Genomic DNA, 25,747 nt, shown 5'->3' with positions numbered 1-25,747 from the left:
CCTGGCGGCTTCCCGACCCTTAAAGTCTAGTTTTGCTATTTGCGTATGGCAACACAATTCGCTATTGACAAATAAATCAGGTGAGTCATAAGATGCAATCACCCCGACACACCGGCGCAGTTATAGAGTCAAAACGGGGCGAGACACTCCTCCAGTACCGCCTGCGTGCGCACGACCGTGCGCCGTGGCCGTCTCGCCTCACACCCAACTCATGAGGGAGACAGACATGGCAAAGGCATTCGCATCGCAGGCCGATCTCGAAGAAAAGAAGATCACGTTCACGCAACTGTCGGAGAACGCCTGGGCTTACACGGCCGAGGGCGATCCGAATTCGGGCGTGATCATCGGCGACGACGGCGTGCTGATCGTCGACACGACCGCCACGCCCGCGATGGCTCAGGATCTGATCGCGAAGATCCGCACTGTCACCGACAAACCCATCAAATACGTCGTGCTGTCCCACTATCACGCGGTGCGCGTGCTGGGCGCGTCGGCGTATTTCGCGGAAGGCGCGCAGCAGGTGATCGCGAGCCGCGGCACGTATGAAATGATCGTCGAACGTGGCGAGGCCGACATGAAGTCGGAAATCGAGCGCTTTCCGCGTCTTTTTGCCGGAGTCGAAACGGTGCCGGGCCTCACCTGGCCGACGCTCGTGTTCGAACGCGAAATCACGCTCTTCCTCGGCAAGCTCGAAGTGCGCATCGCGCATCTGGGCGCCGGCCATACGAAGGGCGACACGGTGGTCTGGCTGCCGTCGCAGAAGGTGCTGTTCTCGGGCGACCTGGTCGAATACGACGCCGCCTGTTATTGCGGCGACGCGCAACTCGAACAGTGGCCCGCCACGCTCGAGGCCTTGCGCGCGCTCGGCGCCGAGAAGCTCGTGCCCGGCCGCGGCCCCGCGCTCACCACGCCCGAGGACGTCAACAAGGGCATCGACTACACGAAGGACTTCGTCACGACGCTGCTTCAGCAGGGTCGCGAAGCCGTCGAGCAGAAGCTCGACCTGAAGGCCGCCATGGCGCACACGCGTCAAGCCATGGACCCGAAGTTCGGCCACGTCTTCATCTATGAGCATTGCCTGCCGTTCGACGTGTCGCGTGCGTTCGATGAAGCGAGCGGCATCGCGCATCCGCGCATCTGGACGGCGCAGCGCGACAAGGAGATGTGGGACGCGCTGCAAGCCTGATCGATGCAGCGTGGAAGAGACGGACGGAGACACCCGATGAGCACCAACTATCAGACCCTGTCGTTCGACTATCAGCCCTGCCGCGAGCAGCAGGGCGAAGGCGAGCAGGCCGGCCAGCCAGCGACCGTGCACCCCGTGATCGTGGTCGGTGCCGGGCCGGTGGGCCTCGCAACCGCAATCGATCTTGCGCAGCAGGGCCAGCCAGTCGTGCTGGTCGACGACGACTGTTCGCTTTCGACCGGTTCTCGCGCGATCTGTTTTTCGAAGCGTTCGCTCGATATCTTCGACCGGCTCGGCTGCGGTCAGAAGATGGTCGACAAGGGCATGAAGTGGAATGTCGGCAAAGTGTTCCTGCAGGACGAACTGGTTTACACGTTCAACCTGCTGCCGGAGAGCGGGCATCAACGGCCGGCGTTCATCAATCTGCAGCAGTACTACGTCGAAGGCTTTCTGCTAGATCGGGCGCGCGAGTTGCCGAACCTCGAGATTCGCTGGAAGAGCAAGGTGGTGAGGCTGCGGCAGGACGAAGCGGCTGTCACGCTAACGGTTGAAACACCGCAAGGCGAATACGCGCTGCGCGGTCGCTATGTGGTCGCCGCGGACGGCTCGCGCAGCCCGATCCGCAAGCTGATGGGCCTCGACAGCAAGGGCCGCACGTTCAAGGACCGCTTCCTCATCGCCGACGTGAAGATGGAAGCGGATTTTCCGACCGAGCGCTGGTTCTGGTTCGATCCGCCGTTCCATCCGAACCAGTCGGTGCTGCTGCATCGTCAGCCGGATAACGTGTGGCGCATCGATTTCCAGCTGGGCTGGGACGCCGATCCCGTGCTCGAAAAAACGCCTGAGCGCGTGATTCCGCGTGTGCGTGCGTTGCTTGGCCCGGACGTGAAGTTCGAGCTGGAGTGGGTGAGCATCTATACGTTTTCGTGTCAGCGGATGGATCGCTTCCGGCACGGCAATGTGCTGTTCGCCGGCGATTCGGCGCATGGCGTCTCGCCGTTCGGCGCACGCGGTGCGAACAGCGGCGTGCAGGACGCGGAGAATCTCGCTTGGAAACTCGCGATGGTGCTGGAAGGCCGCGCGTCCGACACGTTGCTCGACACCTACGCCAGCGAACGCGAATACGCCGCCGACGAGAACATTCGCAACTCCACCCGCTCGACCGATTTCATCACGCCCAAGAGCGCCGTCAGCCGCGTGTTCCGCGATGCCGTGCTGAAGCTCGCCCGCGATCATGCGTTCGCGCGGCAACTGGTGAATAGCGGTCGCCTGTCGGTGCCGGCGGTGCTGCACGATTCCGCGCTCAATACGTCGGATGCGGAAAGTTTCGCGGGGCAGATGGTGCCGGGCGCGTCGTGTTGCGATGCGCCGGTCGAGGTCGATGGACAGTCTGCGTGGTTGCTGCCCCAGCTTGGCCAGCAATTCACCGGTGTGCTGTTTTGCGGCACGTCCGGTATCGATCCGGCTACGCAGGCCGCAGTGGAGAAGCTGCGGCAAGGCGTGGTTCCGCTGCGCCTCGTCGTTGTGAGCGAGCGTGCCTTGAAGGCTGACTCGAAGCCTCAGGGATTTCCGCCGTCCGCCGTGATCGCACACGATATTGAAGGGCTTGCTGCAAAGCGTTACGACGCGTTGCCGGGCACGTTCTATCTGATTCGCCCGGATCAGCACATCTGTGCGCGCTGGCGGCAGATCGATACAGCGCAGGTCGAGCTGGCACTGAAGCGCGCCCTGTGCGTAGCCGGAACGGCCTGAATCGCGGCACCAGTGGATGCTGCGAGACACGGCATCCACTGCGCTCGAAACAAATAGCAGGAGACAGCGATGACACTCAACACTGAACCGAATCTCGCGCGCCCCGACGACTTCTATGAAGCGCTGATCGATATGCATCGCGATCTCGACGACGCGCAAAGCCAGTCCGCCAATGCGCAACTGATCCTGCTGCTCGCCAATCACATCGGCGATCACGCGACGCTGCTCGAAGCGATGCAGCATGCGCGCGACGGCGCGCTGCACTCCTGCACCATCAGGCCCGAGCCGCACGCGCCGCAGATCGCCGCGTAGTCCGCGCATTCACCCTGCGCACGGCCGATCCCGGCCGCGCATCGATTCGCCCACGGCGCGACAAGACGCCGGGTTCCCAAGGTCCAACGGACCTTTCGTTTGGAGAGAGACACCATGACCCAATCCGTCGCCCCGGCTTTCGAGCCGGCGGCATCCGACAACTCGCGCGACGATCCGCTCTACCGGAAGGTCACGCTCCGGATCATCCCGTTTCTGTTTCTCTGTTACGTCGTGTCCTTTCTCGACCGGATCAACATCGGCTTTGCGCAGTTGCAGATGAAGCACGATCTCGGATTCAGCGACGCCATGTATGGCCTTGGCGCCGCGGTCTTCTTTGTTGGCTACGTGCTGTGCGAGGTGCCGAGCAACCTGCTGCTCGCGCGTTTCGGCGCGCGCCGCACGTTTGCGCGGATCATGCTGCTGTGGGGCCTTGCGTCGATGGGGATGATGTTCGTCTCCACGCCTTCGCACTTCTATGCAATGCGCTTCCTGCTCGGGGTATTCGAAGCAGGCTTTTTCCCGGGAATCGTGCTGTATCTGACGTACTGGTATCCCGCGCGCCGGCGTGCGGCCGTGCTGTCGATTTTCTTCGCAGGCGTGGCGGTGGCGGGCGTACTGGGCGGTCTCTTTTCCGGCTGGATCATGCGCGATATGGCCGGCGTGCTGAACCTCTTCGGCTGGCAATGGATGTTCGTGATCGAAGGCGCGCCGGCGGTGTTGCTTGGTCTTGCCGCGGCGTTCTGGCTGGTCGATGGCCCGCAGCACGCGAAGTGGCTGAGCGCGGCGGAAAAGGATCACCTGATTGCGCAGCGCGACGCCGGTCATAAGGCCGCGCACGGACATTCGTCCAGTTCGTTCGCGCATGCGTTGCGCAATCCGCGTGTCTATCTGTTCGCGTTCATCTACTTTTCGCTGACCTGTGCGTCGTTGACGCTCAACTTCTGGATGCCGCTGATGATCCGCGACTTCGGCGTGCACGACGTGCTGTGGATCAGCCTTTATACGGTGATTCCGAACGCGATCGGCGCGGTTGGGCTGATCCTGATCGCGCGCCGCTCGGACCGACACGGCGAACGTCGCCGGCATTTCGCGGTGTGTACGATTGGCGGCGGCATCGCGCTGTCGCTGCTGACGCTGCATCTGAGCAGTTTTCCCGCGATGCTGGCGATCCTGTCGGTGGCGGCAGTGCTGATTTTCGCCGCGCTGCCGATCTTCTGGACGGTGCCGTCCGGCTATCTGTCGGGCAACGCCGCCGCAGCAGGGATCGCGCTCATCAGCAGTATCGGCATTACGAGCGGGATCGTGAGCCCCTGGGTGATCGGCCTCATCAAGGTGCACACGGGCAGTATGGATAACGCGCTGTATCTGTTGACGGCGCTGCTGTTCGCGAGCGGTGTTGCGTTGTTGCGTGGTGTGCCGCGCGAGTCGCGTGCAGGGTGAGCGCCCCGACATCAACGATGTTCACTGCGGCTGGGCGGCACACCACGTCCACCCGCCGCGAATCGACCACCGCAATTCGACGGCCGAAAGCGGTGGAATCTCGATGCGTGCAAACGACTCGGGCGAAGCACCGAGCGCATGACGCTCGAATGAAAAACCCCGCGGAAGCGGGGCAATTGAATTAGCCATGAATGGCACAGTTAGTCTTAACCGTTCGTGATCGAATATAGATCGAGCAGAAACTCGTTTTGTTGCTTTCTAATCGAATAGTGGCAACGTGCCGCCATAACATCATATAATTCTATATGGTCTCTTCGCATTCTTTCTTTCTGTGACGGATATTCAAGTTTAATCGCGAGATCGCAAGCCTTCGCCGCATCGTCTTGCGCTCGCATATATTGGTTCAATTCAGCCTTGTTTGCGCTAGTAACGCCGCGCGCTAACGTGATTGCATTGGAAACCTTCTTGTTATCAGCCTCCAGACTCTTAGCATGATGTTCGTAACAATCGAAATCTCCGAACCCACCACCGCCAAGGTGCTGCATGCAGTTAGAATCATTGATGTCCTCATCGGCATATATCGACTGAAAGCCACTTATAGCCACTGCTACCATAAGGCACTTGGCCGATTTATATAACAATGCCTTTCCCATGTCGCCCACCATGACTGACTGTTTCAAGAAAACACGTATAAAACCCCGTCGAAACGGGGTTGAAACGATCTATTGATTTTCGCCAAGCGCCTTGCTAACCGCAGTGCATTTCGGAACCTTTGATGTTTCCATATCATCAGGGCAAGCTAGCCATTTGTAAAAATCCAATTCCTGCGATGCAACCTTCGCGCGGCACGCTGCCACCTGAAAATCAGTATCAGGCGAATAATCGCTACTCCAGTCATTGAATGAATAGGCGAATACTAAACAGTCTGACGAAATTTTCTCTTTCCAAAGCTCAAAATTCCTATCTAGTGCGATTTGCTTGTCGCCCAATGTCAGTTTTCTGATGTCCTGATACAGCTTTCCTGCTTCAGCAAGAGTCTTATCCGTATCGGCGCGGGAACAAGCGAGGAAATCATCGCGCGTCTTCGCATTCTTCTCGCAATTCGAATCGGCAAACGCAGACGCGGAAGCAATGATAGCGATCGTGGCTGCAATAATCTTAGTGACTTGCATCGTAGCTTCCATCTTTGAACAGATTCGCCTCGGAGCGACGACGCTTCACAAGTCCATTGGGATGTGCGCCACCGGCCAATGTGTACTCCATGAACTTCGCGGGTACACGATCATAGTGACCCGTGTTAACTAGATTCAATACTCCCTGATTGTTGTGCCGAAGGTTGTAAACGAAGTCAACTAACGCGTCATATTCGTATTGGAACAATGCGACATTGATACGCTGATTTACGATCCGTTGTGGGTCTATCAAGTCGCGGTGCATCAGTTGGTGCCCTTGTGCTTGCGTGATTCCATTCAAGAATGGTGCTTCGGATGGAGCGCCGGATACTGGCCCCATATGAACAAGGTGCCCATATCCAATTGTAGTATTTCCGCCACCACCGGCACCGTCGTTATCATACAAGTGTGCGCGGAATGCTTCCCATGTCTCAATGAATGCTAATCCCGCTTGTGATATTTGCCACGGCTTGCAAAGTCGGCCTGATTGGACATTCACGCATGAATTCGGATTAGTGTTTGTTACTGCGGTAGCGAGTGCATCAGGCATTATGTCTCCTGTTTATGGCCAAGATAAATTCTGATAGATTGAGCGCCTTTTGTTTCATAGCGCCCAGTGCGTCCCTGCGAATCAGTTAAGCCGTGCTGCAAAAGTCCAGACGGCAGACGAACGGTGTAATAGGTCTCGGCAAGTAGGCGACCCTCACCATCCCTGAGCGTGAATTGCTCGTCGTAGTTGACCAGTGGCGCGGATACCGAAGCGGCTGGCAAGCTGGCTGCTGACGCGTCGCTAGTGTCGATGTACTCACAGCTACGCGCATAGACGGATACGACGCGCGGATGCTGATCGCACTTGCAGATTACGATATCGCCGCCAACCGCTTCCTGTGCGCCCAGGATTCCGTCCCAACCGCGCAGATAGTCCGATATTCCCGCACCCGCAACGATTTCACCGAAAGACTGGCAAACTGAACACCAGGCTTGGTGTCCCAGGTGCGTCTGTCCGTGCGACCGTCCGTCCGGGCCTTCGATGGTCGAATGTGGCGCACCGCCGATAACATGGCTGTTGCCCCCGTTGTCGAGCGGATCGCCTTCCACAACTGCATGGTAGACAGTCAATTACGCCTCCCTATGCCCGAGATAGACGCGCAGGCGTTGCGCGCCGTCCGTTTTGAAGCGTGTGGTCCTGCCAGACGAATCGGTGACGCCGTGTATCAGTTCGCCGGAAGGCATGCGGACCGTGTACAAGGTATCGGCGAGCGCCTGACCTGCTGCATCAGTCAGTGTGAACTGTTCGTCATGGGGGAGGCTTTGCACAGGCGCTTTGGCAATGGGGGCGCGTGTTTCTTCGCCCCGGTCGTTGATTATCCATTTACGCCCGTACATGGCGATAATGCGGGGATGCTCGGGGCACTTGCAAAGAACGTTATCGCCGCCTACCGCCTGCCGTCGCCCGCCATTCACACGGTCAATCATGCGGTGTCTGTCACTCACGCCTGCACCGTAGGTAATAACGCCAGTGCTATCGCATGCCGAACAATAGGCTTCGTCTCCGATAAACGCCATGCGACGATATTTGCCATCTTCGCCCTTGATCTTACTCGCCAGTTTGTGCGTGAATACGCGGCTACCTTTGCCGCTTGTCAGCGGATCGTCCTCAACTGCTGCATAGTAGATACCGGTCATCTACGCCTCCCTGTGTCCGAGATACACACGCAGGCGTTGCGCGCCTTCGGTTGCGTAACGCTTGGTGCGGCCCATGTGATCCGTTACACCGTGGACAAGTGAACCGGACGGCAGACGGACCGTGTAATACGTGTCGCGCAAGGCGCGGCCGTTGACATCGCGAAGTGTGAACCGCTCGTCGTGCGTGGTTTGCGTCGCGATACAAGGTGCATTGACGGCGGTACGTGTCGTCGCACTATCATCGACCCATGACCGGTTTTGCGTCGTCGCGATCATGCGCGGTGGATTCGGACATTTGCATTGCAGAATGTCGCCATCAAGCGCGACTTCATGTCCGCAGACGTAACTGCGGCGCGGGCCGCCAGCCTTGGCGATTTGTCCCATGCACTTGCAGGCTTCGCAATACGCTTGTCCGCCTATGTACGCCACGTGGTGGCCCAAAATCGTGCGCGTTACTTCTAGCACATGCGGGACTATGTGGCCCCCTGTCTCGGGCTGATCGCCTACGCAGAGATTGAAACGCATCATGTCTGCATACCTCGCATTTTCAGGCGAATTACATACGCGCTGTCGGTCATTTATGCCTCCCTGTGTCCGAGATAGACACGCAGGCGTTGCGCGCCATCGGTTGCGTAACGCCTGGTGCGGCCCATGTGATCCGTTACGCCGTGCACAAGTGAACCGGACGGCAAACGGACCGTGTAATACGTGTCGCACAAAACGTGGCCGTTCGCGTCCTGAAGGGTGAACTGTTGACCGTACCGATTGGGCGCGCTATCCGTGCTAGCGGCTCGCGTGGTAGATAGGTTCATACGGCGTTCATAGCCTTCTTCCCGGTCTTCGACCCACGATTCGCCCGCAAGCCCGGCGATGATGCGGGGCGGTGTCGGACACCTGCACAAGACGATATCGTCGTCTAACGCTGCCTCGCGCGTGGTGTGATACTTAATCCGATAGGGGCCGCCCGCCTTGGCAATCGTTCCCATGCTTTTGCACTTCTGGCAGTAGGCGCTTTCGCCAATGAGCGCGGCTTTGTGGCCGTGAAAGCAAAAACCGCTAGTCTGCGTGTAGTCGAGAATCTGGCCGCCGCTCGTCAACGTGTCGCCTACAACAGCGATTCGACGCCTCATGATGTCCCCCCAGTTACTGGCGCGTCAGCGCGACACCGTGTTCGTCAATGGGAACAAAAATGGTAAACGTGAGCGGCTCGCGGTGCGGGCTGTCTGTAATCACGTCGCCGTTATCCAGCAGACTGCCAACGACCGCATACCGGGTCCGCTCAATGCCAGGAATGCCGATACCCGTAATGATGCGTGCGCGGCTTCCGTCCTCATACTCGACATAATCGCCAATGCCCGCGGCGTTGCGGTACGTCCCTTCGACTTGCCATACGCTAGACACTTCGCGCACGACACCGCCCCGTGCCGTAGTTGCACCGCACACGGCGAAACGATCCAGGGGTTTGCGCGGTGGCGGCGTCCAGTTCGCATCGAACAGGCCCGGCACCGTTTCATCGTCGGCGATGAAAACGCCCATTTCCAGGTGTCCCCAAGGCGTTTCGATAATGCGGTCGCCATTGCTGAGATTGCTACCGACCAGCGCGGCGGGGCAGTCCCCCAACACGGCCGCATATCCTGCGCCGTCAATGATGACGGCTTCGCTGCCGTCGCTATAGGTAACGGTATCGCCGACCCGCGCCATTGGAAGCCCGCAAATCTTCGACCGTAGCCGGTACTCACGCGCCCGCCGCGCTCAGTAAGCGCGCCAACCGTTGCGAAGCGATGCAGTGTTCCTTTACGTTCCCGTTCCGACATTTCCAACTCCCCCTTAGAGATAAAAGCGCCCGCAAGCAACGCAGGCTAAGTCCACGAGCAGCCAGTCGCACGATGGGACAGCTTTCGTGTTCAACTTCACTTAACATCTGTACTACTTATTTTTAAATACATGTTTTGCATAAACGTATTGCTCCCCTCAGCCGTCCTGAAATAGTTAGCAGATCAGAGGAAAATTAAACGAACACCGCACTAGAGTATCGCGGCCGGGGTCGGCCCAGGTGTCAACTTTTGTCAAACTATTTTGGCGCGTCATCTTCCGATGTCAAATCGCTCCGCCCGACGCCGCAATGATGGAGTGAGCGGGCACAGTGACAATGTTGGCGGACCGGTGTTATGCCAAGCCGGTAGACCCGAAGACCTCCCTGTGGACTACCTGCTCTCGAAGCGCACCGACGCGTATCTGGAGACGGTGTATCAGCGCGCGTCGTCAGGGGCACCGCCGGTGATCACTACGAGCGATCCGTCATCGAGCCGCAGCCAGTTGCTGATCGCGGCCGGTATCCGCCACCGGGTTCTGATCCCGACCGCGCAAGCGCCGCGACAACCGCGACATCAACGATGTTCACTGCACCTGAGCGGCCCACCACGTCCACCCGCCGCGAATCGAACACCGCAATTCGACGACCGAAAGCGGCGCAATATCGATGCGTGCAAACGACTCGGGCGACGCGCCCAGCGCATGAACGATCGCCGCCCGGATCACGGCGGCATGCGTGACGGCGACGGCCATGGAGGAATGGTCCAGCTCGAGCGCATCGAGCCATGCGCCGACGCGCAGGCGCACCGCCCCGAACGATTCGCCATCGGGAGGCGCCGCATCGGCTTCGCGAGCCCATGCCGCCAGCGCATCGGCCTCTTCGCTGGCGACGTCTGCAAGACGCCTGCCACGCCATTGCCCCAGGTTCATGTCGGCCAGCGCTTCGACGGGGACGGCGGTGAATCCAAGCCCCTCAGCCGTGTCACGCGCGCACGCCGCGGGGCTGCAGAAGACCGCATCCGCCTCACCCGCCAGCGACATCACGCGCGCGCGGCATGCCGCGACCTGGGCGAGACCGCGTGCGTCCAGCGGATCGTCGGTGGGAAACCGTCCGCTGCGCAGCGCCGCCGTTGCAGCGTGACTGATCAACAGCAGCCGTGTCTGCATCCTGTGTCCTTCTGGTTGAAAGTGTCGCGCGCTTTGCTCATTCATCGCGCTGCGCAGCGAAGTTTAGCGCGTAGAATAACGCCACTGAAGCGAGGAAGCCGGTGTAAGCCCGGCGCGGTCGCGCCACTGTAATCGGTTCATCCACAAGCCGAAAGCCAGACCTGAGCTTCGTGTCATCCCTTCCTGTTCGACTATCGGGGCGCGTAACCTCTGGAGAGTTCCGTCATGACTGACACCGTTTTCAAGCCCACTGCTCAACCGACACCGATTCCCCTGCGCGAACTGCTGCCATGGGTGGTCTTCGGCGGCTTGCTGCTGTTGCTCGCACTGTATTTCGTCGGCGCCGAACAGGGCGCGACTTCGCTGGTTCCTGGCATGTACGTGCACGAGTTCGTTCACGACGCTCGCCACCTGCTCGGCTTCCCCTGCCACTAACGGGGGTTCCTGATGGTAGGCAGACTGTTATTGCGCGGGATGCTCGCAGGCATCGCCGCGGGCTTGCTCACGTTCGCATTCGCCCGGGTGGCCGGTGAACCGCACGTCAATCAGGCTATTTCGTTCGAAGAAAAAGCCGCCGCCGCACGCGGCGAAGCGGCGGAGCCGGAACTGGTCAGCCGTGAAACGCAGGCGGGTCTCGGCCTGCTGACTGGCGTGGTGGTCTATGGCGCGGCCCTCGGCGGCCTGTTCTCGCTCACCTTCGCGTATGCGTACGGGCGGGTCGGCAAGCTCGGTCCGCGCGCGTTGTCGGCGGCGCTTGCGGTTGCCGCGTTCATTGCGCTGGTGATTGTGCCGAATCTCAAGTACCCGGCCAATCCACCATCGATCGGCGACCCTGAAACGATCGGCCAGCGTACCGGGCTGTTCTTCCTGATGATCGCGATATCAATTGCCGCACTGGTGTTCTCGCTGAAGGTGCGAAGACGCGCAGTCGTGCGCTTCGGCCAGTGGAACGCGGCGATCGTGGGCGGCCTGGTATACGTCGCGATCATCGCGGCGGTGCAGATCGCGCTGCCGACGATCAACGAAGTACCGGATGCCTTTCCGGCCACGCTGCTGTGGCACTTCCGCGTTGCGGCCATCGGCATGCAGTTGATCATCTGGACGACGATCGGCCTGTTGTTCGGCTGGCTGGTCGAACGCAGCGAGCGCGCGCAGCACGGGGGGCGCGCAGCTGGCAAGTCGGCCTGGCTGTAGCGGGCTGACTGCTTTGGGCGCCCGGGCTGCGTCGCTGCACAAGTCGTGCAGTTAGCCGAGCGGGCGCCGGCTTCACCGGAACCCTCGGCAGCCGTATTCTTCACAACCTTTAGCAAGTCCAATCCCTTCCGCGTGTTTCTGACGCCGAACCCGACCGTGTCGCCGCGGTTGCGTTCGGCGTCTTGCCATTGTGCGGGACATTGTCTGAGCCCGCGCGGCTGGCGCCCGCAAGTCCAGGGTTAAATTGCTTTCAATGTGAAAGTCGCACGAAGGAAGTCTCAAGATCCGGCGCAACCTGCCGATAAGCAGATGCGTAGGGGCGGTTTACCGCTTCTCCCTGATGGGGTCTGGGGCGATGTCCGGAACGTCCTGACTCCAGCGAAGCTGGCGTATCGTCCGCGGATTTCCGCGGATAGCAAGAAAAAGAATCAGAGAGAGCGAATAAATGGGGCTGTCATCCGAAGGGCCAACTCCTGGGTTCAAGGCGTTTGCTGAGTCATTGCGTTCACGCCGATGGGCCGCGCCGCTCTGGACCCTGTCGCTTGCGTTCGTGGTGACGATGCTCACCTGCATGGCGAGCGGGGCACTCAAGAGCATGGCCGGCGAAATCGCGCCGATCTGGCTGACCAACGCGGTGCTGCTCGCGCAGATGATGGTGGCGCGGCCGGGGCGGGTGACCTGGGTCTTTGCCGGTGGGCTGGCGGGCAATCTCGCGGCCAATCTGCTCGGCCTGAGTCTCGCGGTCTCGTCCTCCTACACAGCTGCCGACATGCTCGAAGTGCTGGTGGCGTTCAGCTTCGCGCCACGTATCTCGTCGGTCGTCGAACTGATCCGTTCGAAGCAACTCGTCCGCTTTCTCGCTGGCGCCATCCTGCTTGCGCCCGTCCTGTCGGGGCTGGTCGCCGTAACCTTGCTGCGCGGACAACTCAGCGGAAATATGTTGCCGAACCTCGCCAACTGGTTCATTTCGGATGCGCTGAGTCTCGTCCTTTTCACGCCGGCGGCAGTGGTCTTCTGGACCGGCGAAGTAAAAGGCCTCTTGCACCCCGACCGCCGCTGGAAGACGGGGCTGCTGTTGCTACTGGTCTGCGTCGTGACCACGGGCGTATTTGGGCAAAACCGTGTTCATCTGCTTTACTGGGCGCTCCCGCCGATCGTTCTGCTGGCGTTTCAGGCCGATCTCGCCGGCGTGCTGCTGGGTTTGCTGCTATGCCTTGCGATCGCGGTCACCTTCACGATGCGCGGCTCGGGGCCGCTCTGGATGTTTCACTATCAGAGCATGGAAGGGCGCATCTTCGCGCTGCAGCTGTTCCTGCTCGCGGCGTTGGGCATCGCGCTGCCGATCAGCGTCACCCAGTCATTGCGCAACCGTCTCGTCGGGCTGCTGCGCGAGGGTGAGCGCCGCTACCGGATCCTGGCGGAGAACGCGACCGACATCGTGATGAGCATGTCGCTCGACGGCCGTCTCACCTATGTTTCGCCGCGCGCGAAGGCCGTCATGAAATGGGCGCCCGACGATCTCACAGGCGTGTATTACCCGGACCTTGTGTTGCCCGAGGATCGCGAGGCGCTGGCCGCCACCATCGGCCGGCTGGCACGCGACGCGACGGAGGCTTCCCAGGTAAGCCGCTTCCCGTGCCCGGATGGCCGGATTCTGTGGATGGAAACCTATCTTCGCCCGGTGATCGATCCGTTTTCCGGCGAGCCCGAAGCACTGACAGCGACGGCCCACGACATCACCGAGCGCAAGGTGGCAGAACAGCGCCTTGCGGAAGAGCGCAGCGAGCTGCAGGGACTCGCGTTCCGCGACGGCCTGACGGGGCTTTTCAACCGACGGCATTTCGATCGTGAGCTGGGGTTCCAATGGCAGCAGCAGGCGCGCACGGAAAGTGAGCGCTCGCTTGCTGTGATCATGGTCGATGTCGACGCATACAAGAGCTATAACGACCACTACGGACACCAGGGCGGCGACGATTGTCTGCGCACCATCGCTCAGGCAATCGCCAACCTGGCGAGACGGCCCGCTGACGTGATGGCCCGTTACGGCGGTGAAGAATTCGCACTGATCCTGAAGGAAACCGGCCAGCAGGACGCGTTGCTGGTAGCCGAACGCATCCGGCAGGGCATCGAGGCGCTGCAGCTTCCCCATGCGGCGAGCGGCGCAGGCATCGTCACGATCAGCGTGGGTGTGGCGGCGCGGCGCCCGTGCGAGGGTGGAACCGCAAGCGAGCTGGTGGCGGCTGCGGACCGGGCGCTGTATGCGGCAAAGAAAGGCGGCCGCAACCGCACCTGTGTGGCGGACATGTATGACGTGGGCGATGTGACAGCGTGAAGGGGCTTCAGGCCGACCCGGATGGAACGGGTCGGGTAGGCGTCGACAGCGGATATCCACGAGTCATCTGCAATTGCGTGCAACCGGTGCATTGGGCGTCGGCCGCACATCTCTCTATCCGGGGACGCCACGATCTCTGGAATAATGATCTGCTCGTGACATGATGTCCGGATCGAAAGGAGAGCCTCGCGATGTCCCTCGCTGAATCCAAAGTGCCCCGCGTGCTGTTGACGAACGACGACGGCATCGATGCCCCCGGTCTTGCCGTGCTCGAAGCCGTCGCGGCCGAGCTTGCAGACGAAGTCTGGGTGGTCGCGCCTGAGCACGATCAGAGCGGCACGTCGCATTCGATCAGTCTGCACTCGCCGCTACGCGTGACCCAGCAGGGCGAGCGGCGCTTCGGCGTCGTGGGTACGCCGGGCGATTGCGTCGTGATGGCCGTGCGTCATCTGATGGTCGATGCGCCGCCGACGGTCGTACTTTCAGGCATCAATCGCGGCGCCAATCTCGGCGTCGAGACGATGTTCTCCGGCACCGTCGGCGCGGCGATGACCGGGTTGCTGCTCGGCCTGCCCGCCATCGCATTGAGCCAGACCTTCCGCGATCGCGAGAAGGTCCGCTGGGATACGGCGCGCGCGCTCGCGCCCGGCGTGATCCGCCAGTTGCTCGCGGTCTCGCACCATGCGCCGACGTGTCTGAACGTGAATTTCCCCGATGTCGACGCCGCGGTTGCCGGGCCGCTCACGGTGACGAGGCAGGGCGTCGGTCTTGTCGAAGGGATCGACGTGGTGCCGCAGGTCGACCCGCGCGGCTTTGCCTATCACTGGCTGCGCTTTCAGCGCGGGCCGCGCGAGAACGCGCCCGATAGCGAAACGGCCGTGGTGGGTTCAGGCCGCGTGTCGGTGACTCCGCTCAACTTCGATCGTACCGACGAGCAGACCTTTGCCACCCTGGCAGCGGCATTGCAGCGCGCGGGCTGAGCCGGTCAGGCTCAGCGCAGGGTGATTGCCGGCGGGCCGCGCCGGCTCAGGTCGCAAGCGCCTGACGTATCGCGCCGGCGAGTTCGGCTGCCGCAAACTTCGGGACATAGCCGTTCGCGCCAGCGTTCTTCACATGCGCTTCATTCGCTGCGCCCGTCAGCGACGAGTGGATGAGGACCGGAATGTCACGCGTGCGCTCGTCGCCCTTGATCTTGCGTGTCAGCATGAAGCCGTCCATTTCCGGCATCTCCAGGTCCGTCAGGACTAGGGCGATGGTGTCCCGTACCCGCTTTCCCTGCGCCTGGGCCTTGTCGGCCAGCTTCTGCAGCCTGTTCCAGGCCTCCTCGCCCGTCTTCGCCATCTCGTAGTCTGCCCCGATCGCGCTCAGCGCCTGCTCGATCAGCTTGCGCGCGAAGCCGGAGTCGTCTGCCGCGAGAATCTTCGCGCCGCTCAAGAGGCCGAGCGCCTCGCCAACCGACGTCGGGTCCACGGCCGGATGCTGGGAGGGAAACACATCGCGCAGCACCTGCTCGACGTCGATGACCTGGGCGAGACGCGAATCGCCCGTGTTGCCGTCGATGCGCGCGATGCTGGTGACGAGATTCCCGCCCGCCGTGCCTTCGGCGGACAGCACCTGGTTCCATTCGAGCCGGACGATGTCGTCGACTTCTTCGACGGCGAACGCCTGCGTCGAGCGGGCGAACTCGGTGACGAGCAGAATGTTCAGACCGCGCGACGGCTCGCAGCCCATCAGCCGGGGCAGGTCGATCACCGGAATGATCTGCCCGCGAATGTCCACCGCACCCATCACATAGGGCGACGAACCGGCGATCGGCGTGACGGGCGGCATCGTGGAGATTTCACGCACCTTGAACACGTTGATCCCGTATAGCTCGTGCGCGTCGCTGCCTGGCACTGAGCCAAGCCGGTACAACAGCAGCTCGAACTTGTTGGAACTCGTCAGGCTGCTGCGCTCGTGATTCGGATGTTGATCGGCTGACATGGGAAGGGCTCCGGGTTTCGATGCGAGCGTTGCGCCTTGACCCAGTGCGATCCGGCGTGAAGCTCGTGCGTCTATTTGTTATCGGCCCCGTGGGCGGAAAGTTCAGTGGCCCACTCGTCATGGTCGCCCGCGGGCAGGACGGCAAAAAGGTATGAATAATATGTTCGAAGGTTGACTGTCGCCCGATCGACAGCCGGTCTGGAAGGCCGTATCTGAGCAAACTGATTTATTAAGGTTTCCAGAATATTGTGTGAACCCGAGAACCGTTGCGTAGTCGATCTGCCGTTGTGACGATCTGGCCGGCGGTGGCGGTGGCGGTGGCGGTGGCGGTGGCGGTGGCGGTGGCGGTGGCGGCGAAGGCGAAGGCGAAGGCGAAGGCGAAGGCGAAGGCGAAGGCGGTGGCGAAGGCGAAGGCGGTGGCGGCGGCGGTTGTCGCGATTGTGATCGAAACCCAAACAGTGATTTCGAATCTTAGGTATTTACCCTAGTTCTCCACGGTCCTAGACTGTGATCAACGGGTTCAGACAAGCAGTTTGTCCGACTTTGGAAAACAATCTCTGGAGGTACTGATCATGAAATCGCTCATCAATGCTGTTGCTCTTGCTGCTCTTATCGCCGTTCCGGTCGCTTCGTTCGCGCAATCGAACCAGCCTCTGACCCGCGCTCAGGTGCGTGCCGAACTGGTACAACTCGAAAAGGCCGGCTACAACCCGAGTGTTTCCGATGACGCCACGTATCCGGCGAACATTCAGGCTGCCGAAGCTCGCGTCGCTGCTCAAAACAGCGGCTACGGTCCATCTACGAGCGGTTCGTCGCAGGCAGGCGCTCCTGCAGAGTGGACGGCGAGCAGCTATTCGCCGCGGGTGTACCGCGCTCACTAAGTTGCATCCAGGTCGCAACTGATTTGAGGCGGCCGCAATAACAAGCACGGTCTGCCGCAGAAGAACAGGCTCGCCTCTGAACGATTGAGGTGGGCCTGTTTTGCTTTATCGGCAGGAGTCGACTGAGCCGGCCCTCCGGCGACATCTCCGATGCCCTCTATGAAGGCACGAACATAACCACTGCCGCCACGCCCATCACCGCAGCCGCGATCCAGCCGAGGACGATCAGCGACCGGCTCGCCGTGAAAGCGCCCATCACCGATTTCTTCGACACCAGAATGATGATGACGACCAGCAGCGGCACTGCGACGATCCCGTTGATCACGGCGCTCCAGAACAACGCCTTCATGGGACTGATCGGCGAATACTGGATACCGAGTCCGGCAAGCACGCTGACGGCGATGATGCCGTAGAACCCGCGCGCATCGCTGACCTTCCGCTCAAGTCCTTCCTTCCATCCCATCGCTTCGGAAAGGGCATAGGCGCCGGAACCCGCCAGTACGGGTACGCCGATCAGGCCGACGCCGAGAATGCCAAGCGCGAACAGCAGATAAGCGAAATTGCCAGCAAGGGGCCGGAGTGCGCTGGCTGCCTGCGCCGCCGTGCTGATGTCCGTCACACCGGCGACGTGAAGGGTGACAGCGGTTGCCAGAATGATGAACCAGGCGGTGATATCGGAGTAGAGCATGCCGCTCCATGTATCCCACCGGATGCGTCGCAGTTCCGTACGTGCGGCGCGCGGGTCGCGTACGAGCGGCGCACCACCGCGTTGCGCCTGCATGTCTTCGACTTCTTCGGAAGCCTGCCAGAAAAACAGATACGGGCTGATGGTCGTGCCGAAGACGCCGACCACGACCGCGGCGGCCGTGGCGTCGGGCGTGAATCTGGGCCAGACCGTGCGCAGTGCGACCTGCGCCCAGGGAACATGAACCGTAAACAGCACAGCCGCGTAAGCAAGCAGCGATACGGTGAGCCACTTCAAAAAGAACACGTACCGGTGGTACGGGACGAACATCTGCAGCAGTAGCGTCGCGAATACGAAGAACGCCGTCATCAGGTGGCGATTGACGCCTGAGACGAGTTCCGCCACTTCCCCCATGGCGGCGACGTCGGCAGCAATGTTGAGGGTGTTGGCGACGAGCAGTAGCAGCACGACGACCTGAAGCACGACCGGCGGGAACGCGCTCCTGATGTTCGCCGCGAGCCCTTTTCCGGTCACCCTGCCGAGGTTTGCGCACATCGATTGAACGGCGGCCATCAAGGGGAAGGCCAGCGGCATCGTCCACAGCATGTTCAGGCCGAATTGCGCGCCCGCCTGCGAGTAGGTGGCGATGCCGCTCGGGTCGTCGTCCGCCACGCCGGTGATAAGCCCTGGTCCGATCCGCGCCAGCGGATGCTCCTTCAGTCGCTCCCAAAGCACCCTGAAGGTGCTCGCGCGAGCCGTTTCATCAACGTCCATTGATTCACCTCGCGATTGCGAAACCAGCACGGGCTTCGAAGACAGAAGAAGGGGGCCGTCTTGCAGATCGTTTCTCCACTCAGGCTGAGGACAGAGGCTTCGTCTGTCTGGCAGCGGGCATCATCGTGCGTAGCGAACGATCTCGCTTCGCATATTGAACGTGGCGTGTGATCGGTACGCGTTGATGTAGATCAAGGTCTCGCACGATCACGAACGTTGTCGGACGCTACGAACAGCCCGTTTTTTTTTACGGCATTTTTTCTTGCGAGGCGCACACGACGAACCCTAAACTTCAGGTAGCTTGATGAGAGTCGAGGTTGTCATTGTGAAGCAACGTACTGGACTGAAGAAGCCCGTCAAGGTCGCTTATGTTCATCGAGGTATGCCGGGCGTCATCATCCGGCACTTCGATCCCGCGTGCGATTCGTTCGATGAACTGACCTCGGTGCTGCATCGTGCGTTCGCCCGGCTTGGCGGCATGGGGCTCAATTGCACGTGCGTGGATCAACCGGTCTCTGTCACAAAGGCGCGCGCAACGCGCGGCGATTGCTACGTTGCAGTGTGTGACGGACGCCTTATCGGGACGATGACGCTCTATGCCCAGGATCGCGATTCGCCGTGTGCGCTGTATCGGCATCAGGGTGTCGCAAGCGTGCGTCAGTTCGGCGTCGATCCGGCGTGGCAAAACAGAGGTGTCGGACGGCTGTTGCTGGCTCTGGCCGAACGCGTGGCCGCGACGCGTGGTTACGACGAGCTCGCGCTCGACACGCCTCAGCCCGCCGCGCATCTGATCGCCTTCTATCGCGGGCAAGGCTTTCGCATCGCAGATTTCGTGAGGTTCGACGGCAAGCGCTATGACAGTGCGATCCTCATCAAATCCGCGACGGCTGCCCCCACCCTTGCGGCATGGTCAGGCCGGCTTGAATTGCCGGGCCGCACCATGGCCCGTGCCGCATGACGTGCCGCACAGAAGCTTGACGGACAATTCACCCACATAGAAGGACATGCCATTCCGATGGTGCGTTTCAGACCAGCCACGATGTTGAGAGGGATGAGCAAGGTCATTGCCATCGCCTTCGTGACCAACCAGATACTAACGACCGTCTTCACATACGTTGCACAGCAGATCGACGCTACGCTGCCGCATGAAACGATATGGATGTTCAGCTGCGTGACTTGCGGGCTGGTGACGCTTTGGCTTCAGTCCGATGCCCGGCGCGCATTTGGCTTTGCGCGCGAGAACGGCTACATCAAGCCAGCCGACGACACGAAACAGATTGTGCAGGTTGCGCAGGATTGTCCGAAGCGATGGCTTGTCATTCTGCACATGGATTTGAATCCGGCCGTGACCGGCGCACAGTGATCCGTCGTTGCCGCGTCATTGAGCGGCGGCGGGATCGAGCAACCGCACAACTAATGCAGCATCGTCACAGGTGTAGAAGTCCGGTGCCACAAACCGGCGAGCATGGCCAGCCTGCGAAAGAACCCAAGATGACTCGCGTCGATCACCACCACATCCGACTGAGTCCTGTCTGCATACGCGGCAATCGCTTTCGTGCCGTGTCCGAATACCCGCTTCCATTTGTACGGAACGCCGGCGTCATCGAGGATCGTGCGGGTTCGAACCAGCGCGCTCAGCATCATCTCCTTCTCGTGGCGACGTAGTGCGCCCCGCGAATGGAAGGCTGCGGCACGCCCTTCGTCGACAGGCTCCAGCACTTCAAGCAATTCGACTTCGGACACGCATTTTTCCAGAAACAGGAACGCAGCGTAGCGCGCGGCCTGCAAGGCGCCTTTTTGATCCACTACGGGTATGAGCAACCGTAACATCGAGCACTCCGGGTTCAAACCAGCAAAGCCATCCTGATGCTTCCATTTCAGCAAATGCGGTGTCAATGCGCCGCAAAACTGCGCACGGGAAGCGTAAAAATCCTGTAGTGATCTCCTTCGCTTTCTCCGCGAACCTTTGCTGCCCATGGTGCGCCGCGCACCCTGTGCAACGCCACCCGCGAAGCCCTGCTTAACTGACGAGCCCGACAGCGGAATCGCGCGGTCAGAGGAGTTACCGAACCTGTCGACTTGATGATAGATCGTGGCGGTCGGCGTGAAGGTCGCGTTATGTGCGATGACGCTCAGATCGCACGAAATGCCGGCGCGTCCCTGTCCGTCGGCTAGCGCGCCCGCCCGATCGCGTCTTGCAGACAGTCGAGCATGAGTGATGCCGCCGGCGTGAGCGGACTGTTCCGGCGCGTCACAACGCCGATTGCGATGGGCGGAATCGGATCGACGATCGGCAGCACCGCGAGGCCTTCGCCGACCCACGGATAGTCGAGCAGCGGCGCGGGCAGGGCAGCAATCGCATCCGACTCGCGCAGTAGCGCATGTGCGATCACGAAGCTCGGACACTCCACCACTCGCCGGGGCACCGATAGCCCACGCTCGGAGAAAAAGTCGAGCAGTCTGCGTGTTGAGCTTTCAGGTGATGGATTAAGCAGCCATTCGGCATCGACCAGTTCGGCAAGCGTCGTGCATTGCGCAAGCGGATGACCTGTGCGCGCGACGATCGCCGAGCGGCTCTGGTACAGCTCGAAATAATCGAACTCGGGCGCGAGCTGCTCCGCGAGCACCACCGCCACCACGAAATCGAGCGAGCCGTCGCGCAGACGCGGCAGCGCGACGCCCGTAAATCCTTCGATAAAGCTCACCTGCGCGTGCGGCATCTGCTTGCGAAATGCCCTGTACGCCTGGGGCAGGAACGACAGGGCGGTGGTCGGCGTGATGGCGGCCGCCACGCTTCCCGTGCCGGCGTCCTTCATGTGGGCGATGTCGTCTTCGGCGCGGCGCATTTCGCTCACCACCATCCGGGCACGAATCCGCAACCGCTGACCGTACTCCGTCAACTGGACCCCACGGGCCGTCCGCAATACAAGCGACACGCCGAGATCCTGCTCCAGTTCTTTCAACGACTTGGTCAGCGCAGCCTGCGAGAGATGCAGGCTGCGCGCGGCGGCACGAATGCTGCCTTGCTCCGCCACCGTCAGAAACGCTTTCAACTGATGAAATTTCACGATCGTGATTCGGGTTTATACCGACAACCTGGGGTGGTCATCGCTGGAAATTACTGTCTTTTGGTTTTCTATTTGACTTTATATCCTTGATCGGACGCAGTCAGGTACGAATTCGATAAGGAGTGTATTCATGTTGTCCGTCGACCCCGTCATTCCCGGCATCGCCGCCATTGCCCCGGAGATGATCGCCATCCGGCGTCAGATTCACTCGCATCCGGAACTCGCCTTCCAGGAGGTCGCGACGAGCGACATCGTGGCCGGCCTGCTCACGCAATGGGGCTATGAGGTGTCGCGCGGACTCGGCAAGACGGGCGTCGTGGGCGTGTTGAAGCAGGGCAGCGGCAGCCGGCGTATCGGTCTGCGTGCCGACATGGACGCGCTGCCCATCGAAGAGGCCACCGGTCTGCCATATGCGAGTACCGTGCCGCAAGCCATGCACGCATGCGGCCACGACGGCCACACCGCGATGCTGCTTTGCGCGGCGCGCTATCTCGCCGAGAGCCGGCAGTTTTCCGGCACGCTGAATGTCATTTTCCAGCCCGCGGAGGAAAGCTACGGCGGCGCGCGCGCCATGATCAACGACGGCCTGTTCGAGCAGTTTCCGTGCGATGCGATCTTCGGCCTGCACAACATGCCCGGCTACAAGACCGGCGACATGAATTTCCGCGCCGGACCCGCGATGGCATCCGCCGACCGCGTGACCATCGTGCTGCGCGGCGCGGGCGGACACGGCGCACTGCCGCATCTGGCGCGCGATCCGATGCCCGCGGTCGGCGCGATCATCCTTGGTCTGCAAAGCATCGTCGGCCGCGAAGTGGATGCGCAGAAGTCGGCCGTGATTTCGGTTGGCAGCGTCAAGGCTGGCGAGACCTTCAACGTAATTCCGCAAACCGCTGAAATGAAGCTGTCGGTGCGTGCCCTGGATCCGACGGTGCGCGCCTTGCTGCATGAACGCATCAAGGCGATGATCCATGCCCAGGCGAGCGCCTTCGGCGTCGAGGCCGACATCGACTATGAACTGGGTTATCCGGTGCTGGTTAATTCCGGAGAAACAACTGCGTTCGCCACCGAAGTTGCGCAGGCGATGCTGGGCGCGCAGCGTGTCGATGGCGATGCGCGGCCGCTGATGGGCAGCGAGGATTTTGCGTACATGCTGCAAGTCGTGCCGGGCACGTATGCATGGATCGGCAATGGTATCGAGGGCAAGGGAAGCTGCATGGTGCACAACCCGGGCTACGATTTCAACGACGACATTCTTGCCATCGGCGCGAGTTACTGGGTTCGCTTGACCGAAGCCTTTCTCGCCGATTGAGTGGCTGTCGTGTGGCTCGTGAGTGGCTACTGCATGGCCACCGACTTATCTGGTTTCATCTGTCATCGCATTGCCGTCACTGGGAACAACCATGGAAACGTCCACACTCTCGTCTGCTCACTCCGTACCCGTTGCGGTTGATCCCGGCAAACGAAACCGCACGAAGCTGGTGATGGCGGCGGCAGTCGGCAATGCGCTCGAGTTCTATGACTTCACCGTCTATGGCTTCTTTGCGCTCCTGATCGGCAAGCTGTTCTTTCCGGTCCATGATCCGGTGGGGCAACTGCTGCTGGCGGTCGCGAGCTTCGGCGTCGGCTTCTTTACGCGGCCTGTCGGCGGGCTGGTGATCGGCATGTATGCGGATCGCGCAGGCCGCAAGAGGGCGATGTTGCTGACCCTCGCGCTGATGGCGCTCGGTACCGCGATGATCGCGGTGGCGCCCACGTATGGACAGGTCGGCCTCGCCGCACCGCTGATACTCGTGGTGGCACGTCTGATTCAGGGGTTCTCCGCGGGTGGCGAGGTGGGCGCGTCCACCACGCTGCTGCTCGAACAGGCGCCGCAAAACCGGCGCGGCCTGTACGCATCGTGGCAGTTCTCGAGCCAGGGGCTCGCGGCACTTGCGGGTGCATTGACGGGTGTGGCGCTGACCTCGACGTTGTCCGCCGCGCAACTCGAAAGCTGGGGATGGCGCGTGCCTTTCGTGATCGGCACGTTGATCGTTCCGGTTGGTTGGTGGCTGCGTCGTACGCTCGACGAAGAAGTGCCTGCGCGCACAACTCAACCCAAGGCACCGAAGCTGCCGCTTGTCGACGTGCTGCGCGATCACCGGCGCGCGTTGCTCATCGGTCTCGGGCTGACGATTGCCGGCACGTCCGCGCATTTCATCATCGTGTTCTACCTGTCGATCTATGCGGTCAGAACGCTTGGGCTGCCGCAGGGCACGGCCATGCTGTCCGGTTGCGTGTCCGGCGCGATTCTCTTTGCACTCGTGCCCATCGGCGGTTACCTGACCGACCGCTTTGGACGCAACAAGCTGGCGCAAGCCACGCGCATCGTGTTGATGCTCGCGATCTATCCCGCGTTCGTCGCGTTGAACCGTTGGCCTACGCCTGCCGTGCTGCTGACCATCGTGAGCCTGCTGTCGAGTGTGCATGCGATCAATATCGGTGGCGTCGGCGCGATGCTGGGCGAACTGTTCCCGCGTCGTGTACGGGCGACCGGTGGCGCGGTGGTCTATAGCGTCGGCGTGGCGATCTTCGGCGGCTTCGCGCAGTTTTTTGTGACGTCGCTGATCGTCGCGACCGGTAGCGTGCTGGCGCCGGCGTGGTATGTGATCGGTTGCGGTGTGCTTGGACTGATTGCTGTCGCGTTCATGGACGAACGGTCTCACAAGGCACTGGACTGAGTAGGACAATGTGAGGTCGATGATGCGGCGCCTGGCTGGAACGGCGCCGCTATTTTTTGCCCGAAAAATCCGGCCCCGACACGGGATGGATATTTCGCTCGACGGCTTCGCGAAGATGATCGGCCAGGTTCGCTTTGGCGAGACGGGCTATCTGATGGTGGTCGAGGATAGCGGCACCGTGCTCGTCGATCCACGCGTACCGTCGCACAATTTCAAGCCGCTGAAAGAGATCGGCGACGGCTATCGCGAACTCGCGGAGCTCGGCAATGGCACGCGCCAGGTCGACATCGACGGTACACGCTACGACAGCGTCATCTATACGTCGCCGGACCTGGGCTGGAAATACATCGGCCTGATCCCGCATACGGAGATGATGGCGTCTGCTAACCGGCTGAGCGCGATCCTGATAGCGGGTGGCGTGCTCGTGCTGCTCGCCGCGCTGGTGTTGACGACGGCGCTAGGCAGGCGGCTTACCGCGCCGCTGCGGCAGGTGTCGAACGGCATGCAGGACATCGCCTCCGGCGACGGCGATCTGACGCAGCGTCTGCCGGTGACGAGCGGCGACGAGGTGGGTGTGCTTGCCGCGCAATTCAATGCGTTCGTCGAAAAGCTGAACGGCGTGTTGCTGAAGATTCGCGACAGCAGCGAATCGCTGCGCGTGGCCACCGGCGAGATTTCAGCAGGTAACGCCGACCTGTCCGCCCGCACCGAACAGCAGGCCGCCGCATTGCAGGAAACCGCGGCCAGCATGGAGGAGCTGACGTCGGCCGTCAAACAGAACGCCGACAATGCACGCGAGGCCAGCGCGCTGGCAGCCAGCGCGTCGGACATAGCGCGTCGTAGCAACGACGCCGTGGCGCGGGTGGTCGGTACGATGAGCGACATCAGCGAGCGTTCGAGCCGGATTGCCGATATCACCGGCATCATCGAGGGCATCGCATTTCAGACGAACATCCTCGCGCTCAACGCCGCGGTCGAATCCGCGCGCGCGGGCGAATACGGCCGGGGCTTTGCGGTTGTAGCGAGCGAAGTGCGCAGCCTCGCGCAACGCTCGTCGAGCGCCGCGAAGGAGATCAAGGAACTGATCGGCGCGTCGGTCGACAAGATCCAGCAGGGCTCGGCACTGGCGGGCGAGGCGGGGCAGACGATGTCGGAAGTCACGCATGCGGTCGGACAGGTGACCGCCATCATGAGCGAAATCGCCGTTGTGTCGGATGAGCAGAGCCGCGGTATCGCGCAGGTGAATCTCGCGATCACGCAGATGGACGATGTGACGCAGCAGAACGCCGCGCTGGTTGAAGAGGCGGCCGCCGCGTCGCGTTCGCTCGAGGATCAGGGCAGACAGTTGAACACGACAGTCGCGGCTTTCCGGTTGCGCTCGGGCGATTAGTTAGCGGTGCAACGCCGCCCGACCTTTCTTCGTTTTGTCAGACGACGGCCAGCCAGAATTATCATGAGCCTGTTCTATCATTGATCGATACGGTAGCAGCCTCGCTTGCGCGTCCATTGAGCCTGCCGATCACATCAAACTCGTCCATTCGTGACGGTTCAGACGAAGTCGCAAGCAGTCGTTGTTGGGAATG

28 protein-coding genes, 1 pseudogene and 1 riboswitch are annotated in these 25,747 nt (G+C 61.2%); of the genes and pseudogenes, 16 read left to right on the top strand and 13 right to left on the bottom strand.

All coding sequences use genetic code 11. The annotated features are described in order from the left end of the window. Positions 1–226: 226 nt before the first annotated feature. The 4 genes from P3T23_RS01410 to P3T23_RS01395 all read left to right on the top strand — a co-directional run bounded on the left by P3T23_RS01410 (position 227) and on the right by P3T23_RS01395 (position 4,690). Positions 227–1,186: an MBL fold metallo-hydrolase gene (locus P3T23_RS01410; protein WP_429314403.1), complete on the top strand. Its 960-nt coding sequence runs from the start codon at positions 227–229 to the stop codon at positions 1,184–1,186. A 36-nt stretch (positions 1,187–1,222) separates the two neighbouring features. Continuing rightward, a complete protein-coding gene (locus tag P3T23_RS01405) occupies positions 1,223–2,938 on the top strand; it encodes an FAD-dependent oxidoreductase (RefSeq protein WP_429314402.1) in 1,716 nt (571 codons plus the stop codon). 69 nt (positions 2,939–3,007) lie between these two features. After that, entirely contained in the window at positions 3,008–3,250 is a 243-nt protein-coding gene (locus P3T23_RS01400) for a DUF2783 domain-containing protein (protein ID WP_429314401.1), read from the top strand. 114 nt (positions 3,251–3,364) lie between these two features. After that, positions 3,365–4,690 carry an MFS transporter gene (locus P3T23_RS01395; protein ID WP_429314400.1) on the top strand — a complete coding sequence of 442 codons (1,326 nt, stop codon included), beginning with the start codon at positions 3,365–3,367 and terminating at the stop codon, positions 4,688–4,690. A 206-nt stretch (positions 4,691–4,896) separates the two neighbouring features. On the opposite strand, the gene P3T23_RS01390 is transcribed toward P3T23_RS01395, so the two are convergent. The 8 genes from P3T23_RS01390 to P3T23_RS01355 are packed head-to-tail and all read right to left on the bottom strand — an operon-like array spanning position 4,897 to position 9,249. Beyond that, positions 4,897–5,370: a hypothetical protein gene (locus P3T23_RS01390; protein ID WP_429314399.1), complete on the bottom strand. Its 474-nt coding sequence runs from the start codon at positions 5,368–5,370 to the stop codon at positions 4,897–4,899. A gap of 42 nt (positions 5,371–5,412) precedes the next feature. Continuing rightward, positions 5,413–5,862 carry a hypothetical protein gene (locus P3T23_RS01385; protein ID WP_429314398.1) on the bottom strand — a complete coding sequence of 150 codons (450 nt, stop codon included), beginning with the start codon at positions 5,860–5,862 and terminating at the stop codon, positions 5,413–5,415. Beyond that, a complete protein-coding gene (locus P3T23_RS01380; protein WP_429314397.1) occupies positions 5,849–6,412 on the bottom strand; it encodes a lysozyme in 564 nt (187 codons plus the stop codon). The genes P3T23_RS01385 and P3T23_RS01380 overlap by 14 nt, the downstream gene beginning before the upstream one ends. After that, the gene (locus tag P3T23_RS01375) at positions 6,412–6,981 is read right to left on the bottom strand and encodes a hypothetical protein (RefSeq protein WP_429314396.1); all 570 of its coding nucleotides are present in this window, start codon (positions 6,979–6,981) and stop codon (positions 6,412–6,414) included. The genes P3T23_RS01380 and P3T23_RS01375 overlap by 1 nt, the downstream gene beginning before the upstream one ends. Beyond that, positions 6,982–7,548 (bottom strand): hypothetical protein, encoded by a 567-nt coding sequence (locus P3T23_RS01370; RefSeq protein ID WP_429314395.1) that lies wholly within the window; start codon positions 7,546–7,548, stop codon positions 6,982–6,984. It abuts the gene before it with no gap. After that, complete coding sequence (locus P3T23_RS01365; protein ID WP_429314829.1) at positions 7,549–8,073, bottom strand: PAAR domain-containing protein; 525 nt, start codon at positions 8,071–8,073, stop codon at positions 7,549–7,551. A gap of 53 nt (positions 8,074–8,126) precedes the next feature. After that, entirely contained in the window at positions 8,127–8,678 is a 552-nt protein-coding gene (locus P3T23_RS01360; protein ID WP_429314394.1) for a PAAR domain-containing protein, read from the bottom strand. A 13-nt stretch (positions 8,679–8,691) separates the two neighbouring features. After that, on the bottom strand, positions 8,692–9,249 hold the full coding sequence (locus tag P3T23_RS01355; RefSeq protein WP_429314393.1) for a hypothetical protein: 558 nt from the start codon (positions 9,247–9,249) through the stop codon (positions 8,692–8,694). A 498-nt stretch (positions 9,250–9,747) separates the two neighbouring features. Here P3T23_RS01355 and P3T23_RS01350 point away from each other — a divergent pair. After that, positions 9,748–9,894, top strand: a pseudogene (locus P3T23_RS01350) (porin); the annotation flags it as partial. A gap of 51 nt (positions 9,895–9,945) precedes the next feature. Here P3T23_RS01350 and P3T23_RS01345 read toward each other — a convergent pair. After that, positions 9,946–10,527 carry a histidine phosphatase family protein gene (locus P3T23_RS01345; RefSeq protein ID WP_429314392.1) on the bottom strand — a complete coding sequence of 194 codons (582 nt, stop codon included), beginning with the start codon at positions 10,525–10,527 and terminating at the stop codon, positions 9,946–9,948. Positions 10,528–10,575: 48 nt separating this feature from the next. Continuing rightward, positions 10,576–10,706, top strand: a riboswitch (cobalamin riboswitch). A 46-nt stretch (positions 10,707–10,752) separates the two neighbouring features. On the opposite strand from P3T23_RS01345, the gene P3T23_RS01340 reads away from it, so the two are divergent. From P3T23_RS01340 to surE, 4 genes are all read left to right on the top strand, one after another. Continuing rightward, positions 10,753–10,962, top strand: a complete 210-nt coding sequence (locus P3T23_RS01340) for a CbtB domain-containing protein (protein WP_429314391.1) — start codon at positions 10,753–10,755, stop codon at positions 10,960–10,962. 12 nt (positions 10,963–10,974) lie between these two features. After that, complete coding sequence (locus P3T23_RS01335; protein WP_429314390.1) at positions 10,975–11,721, top strand: CbtA family protein; 747 nt, start codon at positions 10,975–10,977, stop codon at positions 11,719–11,721. Positions 11,722–12,220: 499 nt separating this feature from the next. Next, on the top strand, positions 12,221–14,053 hold the full coding sequence (locus P3T23_RS01330; RefSeq protein WP_429314389.1) for a diguanylate cyclase: 1,833 nt from the start codon (positions 12,221–12,223) through the stop codon (positions 14,051–14,053). A 191-nt stretch (positions 14,054–14,244) separates the two neighbouring features. Next, positions 14,245–15,033, top strand: coding sequence for a 5'/3'-nucleotidase SurE (gene surE / locus P3T23_RS01325; protein WP_429314388.1), 789 nt, complete (start codon positions 14,245–14,247; stop codon positions 15,031–15,033). 46 nt (positions 15,034–15,079) lie between these two features. Here the strand turns inward: surE and P3T23_RS01320 are convergent, their stop codons facing one another. Next, positions 15,080–16,036, bottom strand: a complete 957-nt coding sequence (locus P3T23_RS01320; protein ID WP_429314387.1) for a chemotaxis protein — start codon at positions 16,034–16,036, stop codon at positions 15,080–15,082. 287 nt (positions 16,037–16,323) lie between these two features. Between P3T23_RS01320 and P3T23_RS01315 the strand changes: the two genes are divergently transcribed. Next, positions 16,324–16,524: a hypothetical protein gene (locus tag P3T23_RS01315; protein ID WP_429314386.1), complete on the top strand. Its 201-nt coding sequence runs from the start codon at positions 16,324–16,326 to the stop codon at positions 16,522–16,524. A gap of 84 nt (positions 16,525–16,608) precedes the next feature. Continuing rightward, positions 16,609–16,917 (top strand): DUF4148 domain-containing protein, encoded by a 309-nt coding sequence (locus P3T23_RS01310; RefSeq protein ID WP_429314385.1) that lies wholly within the window; start codon positions 16,609–16,611, stop codon positions 16,915–16,917. 157 nt (positions 16,918–17,074) lie between these two features. On the opposite strand, the gene P3T23_RS01305 is transcribed toward P3T23_RS01310, so the two are convergent. Further along, the gene (locus P3T23_RS01305) at positions 17,075–18,376 is read right to left on the bottom strand and encodes an NRAMP family divalent metal transporter (protein WP_429314384.1); all 1,302 of its coding nucleotides are present in this window, start codon (positions 18,374–18,376) and stop codon (positions 17,075–17,077) included. 304 nt (positions 18,377–18,680) lie between these two features. On the opposite strand from P3T23_RS01305, the gene P3T23_RS01300 reads away from it, so the two are divergent. Both P3T23_RS01300 and P3T23_RS01295 read left to right on the top strand, forming a co-directional pair. Continuing rightward, entirely contained in the window at positions 18,681–19,334 is a 654-nt protein-coding gene (locus P3T23_RS01300; RefSeq protein WP_429314383.1) for a GNAT family N-acetyltransferase, read from the top strand. Between the two features lie 93 nt (positions 19,335–19,427). Then, the gene (locus P3T23_RS01295) at positions 19,428–19,739 is read left to right on the top strand and encodes a hypothetical protein (protein WP_429314382.1); all 312 of its coding nucleotides are present in this window, start codon (positions 19,428–19,430) and stop codon (positions 19,737–19,739) included. A 50-nt stretch (positions 19,740–19,789) separates the two neighbouring features. Here the strand turns inward: P3T23_RS01295 and P3T23_RS01290 are convergent, their stop codons facing one another. Both P3T23_RS01290 and P3T23_RS01285 read right to left on the bottom strand, forming a co-directional pair. Further along, positions 19,790–20,206: a universal stress protein gene (locus P3T23_RS01290; RefSeq protein WP_429314381.1), complete on the bottom strand. Its 417-nt coding sequence runs from the start codon at positions 20,204–20,206 to the stop codon at positions 19,790–19,792. Between the two features lie 341 nt (positions 20,207–20,547). Further along, positions 20,548–21,444, bottom strand: coding sequence for a LysR substrate-binding domain-containing protein (locus P3T23_RS01285; RefSeq protein WP_429314380.1), 897 nt, complete (start codon positions 21,442–21,444; stop codon positions 20,548–20,550). Between the two features lie 130 nt (positions 21,445–21,574). Between P3T23_RS01285 and P3T23_RS01280 the strand changes: the two genes are divergently transcribed. The 3 genes from P3T23_RS01280 (at position 21,575) to P3T23_RS01270 (ending at position 25,554) form a co-directional block, all read left to right on the top strand. Continuing rightward, positions 21,575–22,756, top strand: coding sequence for a M20 aminoacylase family protein (locus P3T23_RS01280; RefSeq protein WP_429314379.1), 1,182 nt, complete (start codon positions 21,575–21,577; stop codon positions 22,754–22,756). A gap of 91 nt (positions 22,757–22,847) precedes the next feature. Next, a complete protein-coding gene (locus tag P3T23_RS01275) occupies positions 22,848–24,164 on the top strand; it encodes an MFS transporter (protein WP_429314378.1) in 1,317 nt (438 codons plus the stop codon). Between the two features lie 85 nt (positions 24,165–24,249). Beyond that, on the top strand, positions 24,250–25,554 hold the full coding sequence (locus P3T23_RS01270; protein ID WP_429314377.1) for a methyl-accepting chemotaxis protein: 1,305 nt from the start codon (positions 24,250–24,252) through the stop codon (positions 25,552–25,554). Positions 25,555–25,747: the final 193 nt, after the last annotated feature.

This window comes from Paraburkholderia sp. GAS448 (assembly GCF_050435685.1).
In the GTDB taxonomy this organism is placed as follows: domain Bacteria; phylum Pseudomonadota; class Gammaproteobacteria; order Burkholderiales; family Burkholderiaceae; genus Paraburkholderia.
Note: the sequence above shows the minus strand (reverse complement) of the source record. Positions and strands in the feature narration are given on the sequence as shown.

Excerpts from the sequence above, each read along its gene's own strand:
- P3T23_RS01310 (WP_429314385.1), top strand. The coding sequence starts at position 16,609 with ATGAAATCGCTCATCAATGCTGTTGCTCTTGCTGCTCTTATCGCCGTT.
- P3T23_RS01355 (WP_429314393.1), bottom strand. The coding sequence starts at position 9,249 with ATGGCGCGGGTCGGCGATACCGTTACCTATAGCGACGGCAGCGAAGCC.
- P3T23_RS01380 (WP_429314397.1), bottom strand. The coding sequence starts at position 6,412 with ATGCCTGATGCACTCGCTACCGCAGTAACAAACACTAATCCGAATTCA.
- P3T23_RS01280 (WP_429314379.1), top strand. The coding sequence starts at position 21,575 with ATGTTGTCCGTCGACCCCGTCATTCCCGGCATCGCCGCCATTGCCCCG.
- P3T23_RS01395 (WP_429314400.1), top strand. The coding sequence starts at position 3,365 with ATGACCCAATCCGTCGCCCCGGCTTTCGAGCCGGCGGCATCCGACAAC.
- P3T23_RS01300 (WP_429314383.1), top strand. The coding sequence starts at position 18,681 with ATGAGAGTCGAGGTTGTCATTGTGAAGCAACGTACTGGACTGAAGAAG.
- P3T23_RS01320 (WP_429314387.1), bottom strand. The coding sequence starts at position 16,036 with ATGTCAGCCGATCAACATCCGAATCACGAGCGCAGCAGCCTGACGAGT.
- P3T23_RS01345 (WP_429314392.1), bottom strand. The coding sequence starts at position 10,527 with ATGCAGACACGGCTGCTGTTGATCAGTCACGCTGCAACGGCGGCGCTG.
- surE (WP_429314388.1), top strand. The coding sequence starts at position 14,245 with ATGTCCCTCGCTGAATCCAAAGTGCCCCGCGTGCTGTTGACGAACGAC.
- P3T23_RS01295 (WP_429314382.1), top strand. The coding sequence starts at position 19,428 with ATGAGCAAGGTCATTGCCATCGCCTTCGTGACCAACCAGATACTAACG.
- P3T23_RS01305 (WP_429314384.1), bottom strand. The coding sequence starts at position 18,376 with ATGGACGTTGATGAAACGGCTCGCGCGAGCACCTTCAGGGTGCTTTGG.
- P3T23_RS01290 (WP_429314381.1), bottom strand. The coding sequence starts at position 20,206 with ATGTTACGGTTGCTCATACCCGTAGTGGATCAAAAAGGCGCCTTGCAG.
- P3T23_RS01365 (WP_429314829.1), bottom strand. The coding sequence starts at position 8,073 with ATGCGTTTCAATCTCTGCGTAGGCGATCAGCCCGAGACAGGGGGCCAC.
- P3T23_RS01410 (WP_429314403.1), top strand. The coding sequence starts at position 227 with ATGGCAAAGGCATTCGCATCGCAGGCCGATCTCGAAGAAAAGAAGATC.
- P3T23_RS01360 (WP_429314394.1), bottom strand. The coding sequence starts at position 8,678 with ATGAGGCGTCGAATCGCTGTTGTAGGCGACACGTTGACGAGCGGCGGC.
- P3T23_RS01385 (WP_429314398.1), bottom strand. The coding sequence starts at position 5,862 with ATGCAAGTCACTAAGATTATTGCAGCCACGATCGCTATCATTGCTTCC.
- P3T23_RS01340 (WP_429314391.1), top strand. The coding sequence starts at position 10,753 with ATGACTGACACCGTTTTCAAGCCCACTGCTCAACCGACACCGATTCCC.
- P3T23_RS01370 (WP_429314395.1), bottom strand. The coding sequence starts at position 7,548 with ATGACCGGTATCTACTATGCAGCAGTTGAGGACGATCCGCTGACAAGC.
- P3T23_RS01400 (WP_429314401.1), top strand. The coding sequence starts at position 3,008 with ATGACACTCAACACTGAACCGAATCTCGCGCGCCCCGACGACTTCTAT.
- P3T23_RS01335 (WP_429314390.1), top strand. The coding sequence starts at position 10,975 with ATGGTAGGCAGACTGTTATTGCGCGGGATGCTCGCAGGCATCGCCGCG.
- P3T23_RS01275 (WP_429314378.1), top strand. The coding sequence starts at position 22,848 with ATGGAAACGTCCACACTCTCGTCTGCTCACTCCGTACCCGTTGCGGTT.
- P3T23_RS01270 (WP_429314377.1), top strand. The coding sequence starts at position 24,250 with ATGGATATTTCGCTCGACGGCTTCGCGAAGATGATCGGCCAGGTTCGC.
- P3T23_RS01405 (WP_429314402.1), top strand. The coding sequence starts at position 1,223 with ATGAGCACCAACTATCAGACCCTGTCGTTCGACTATCAGCCCTGCCGC.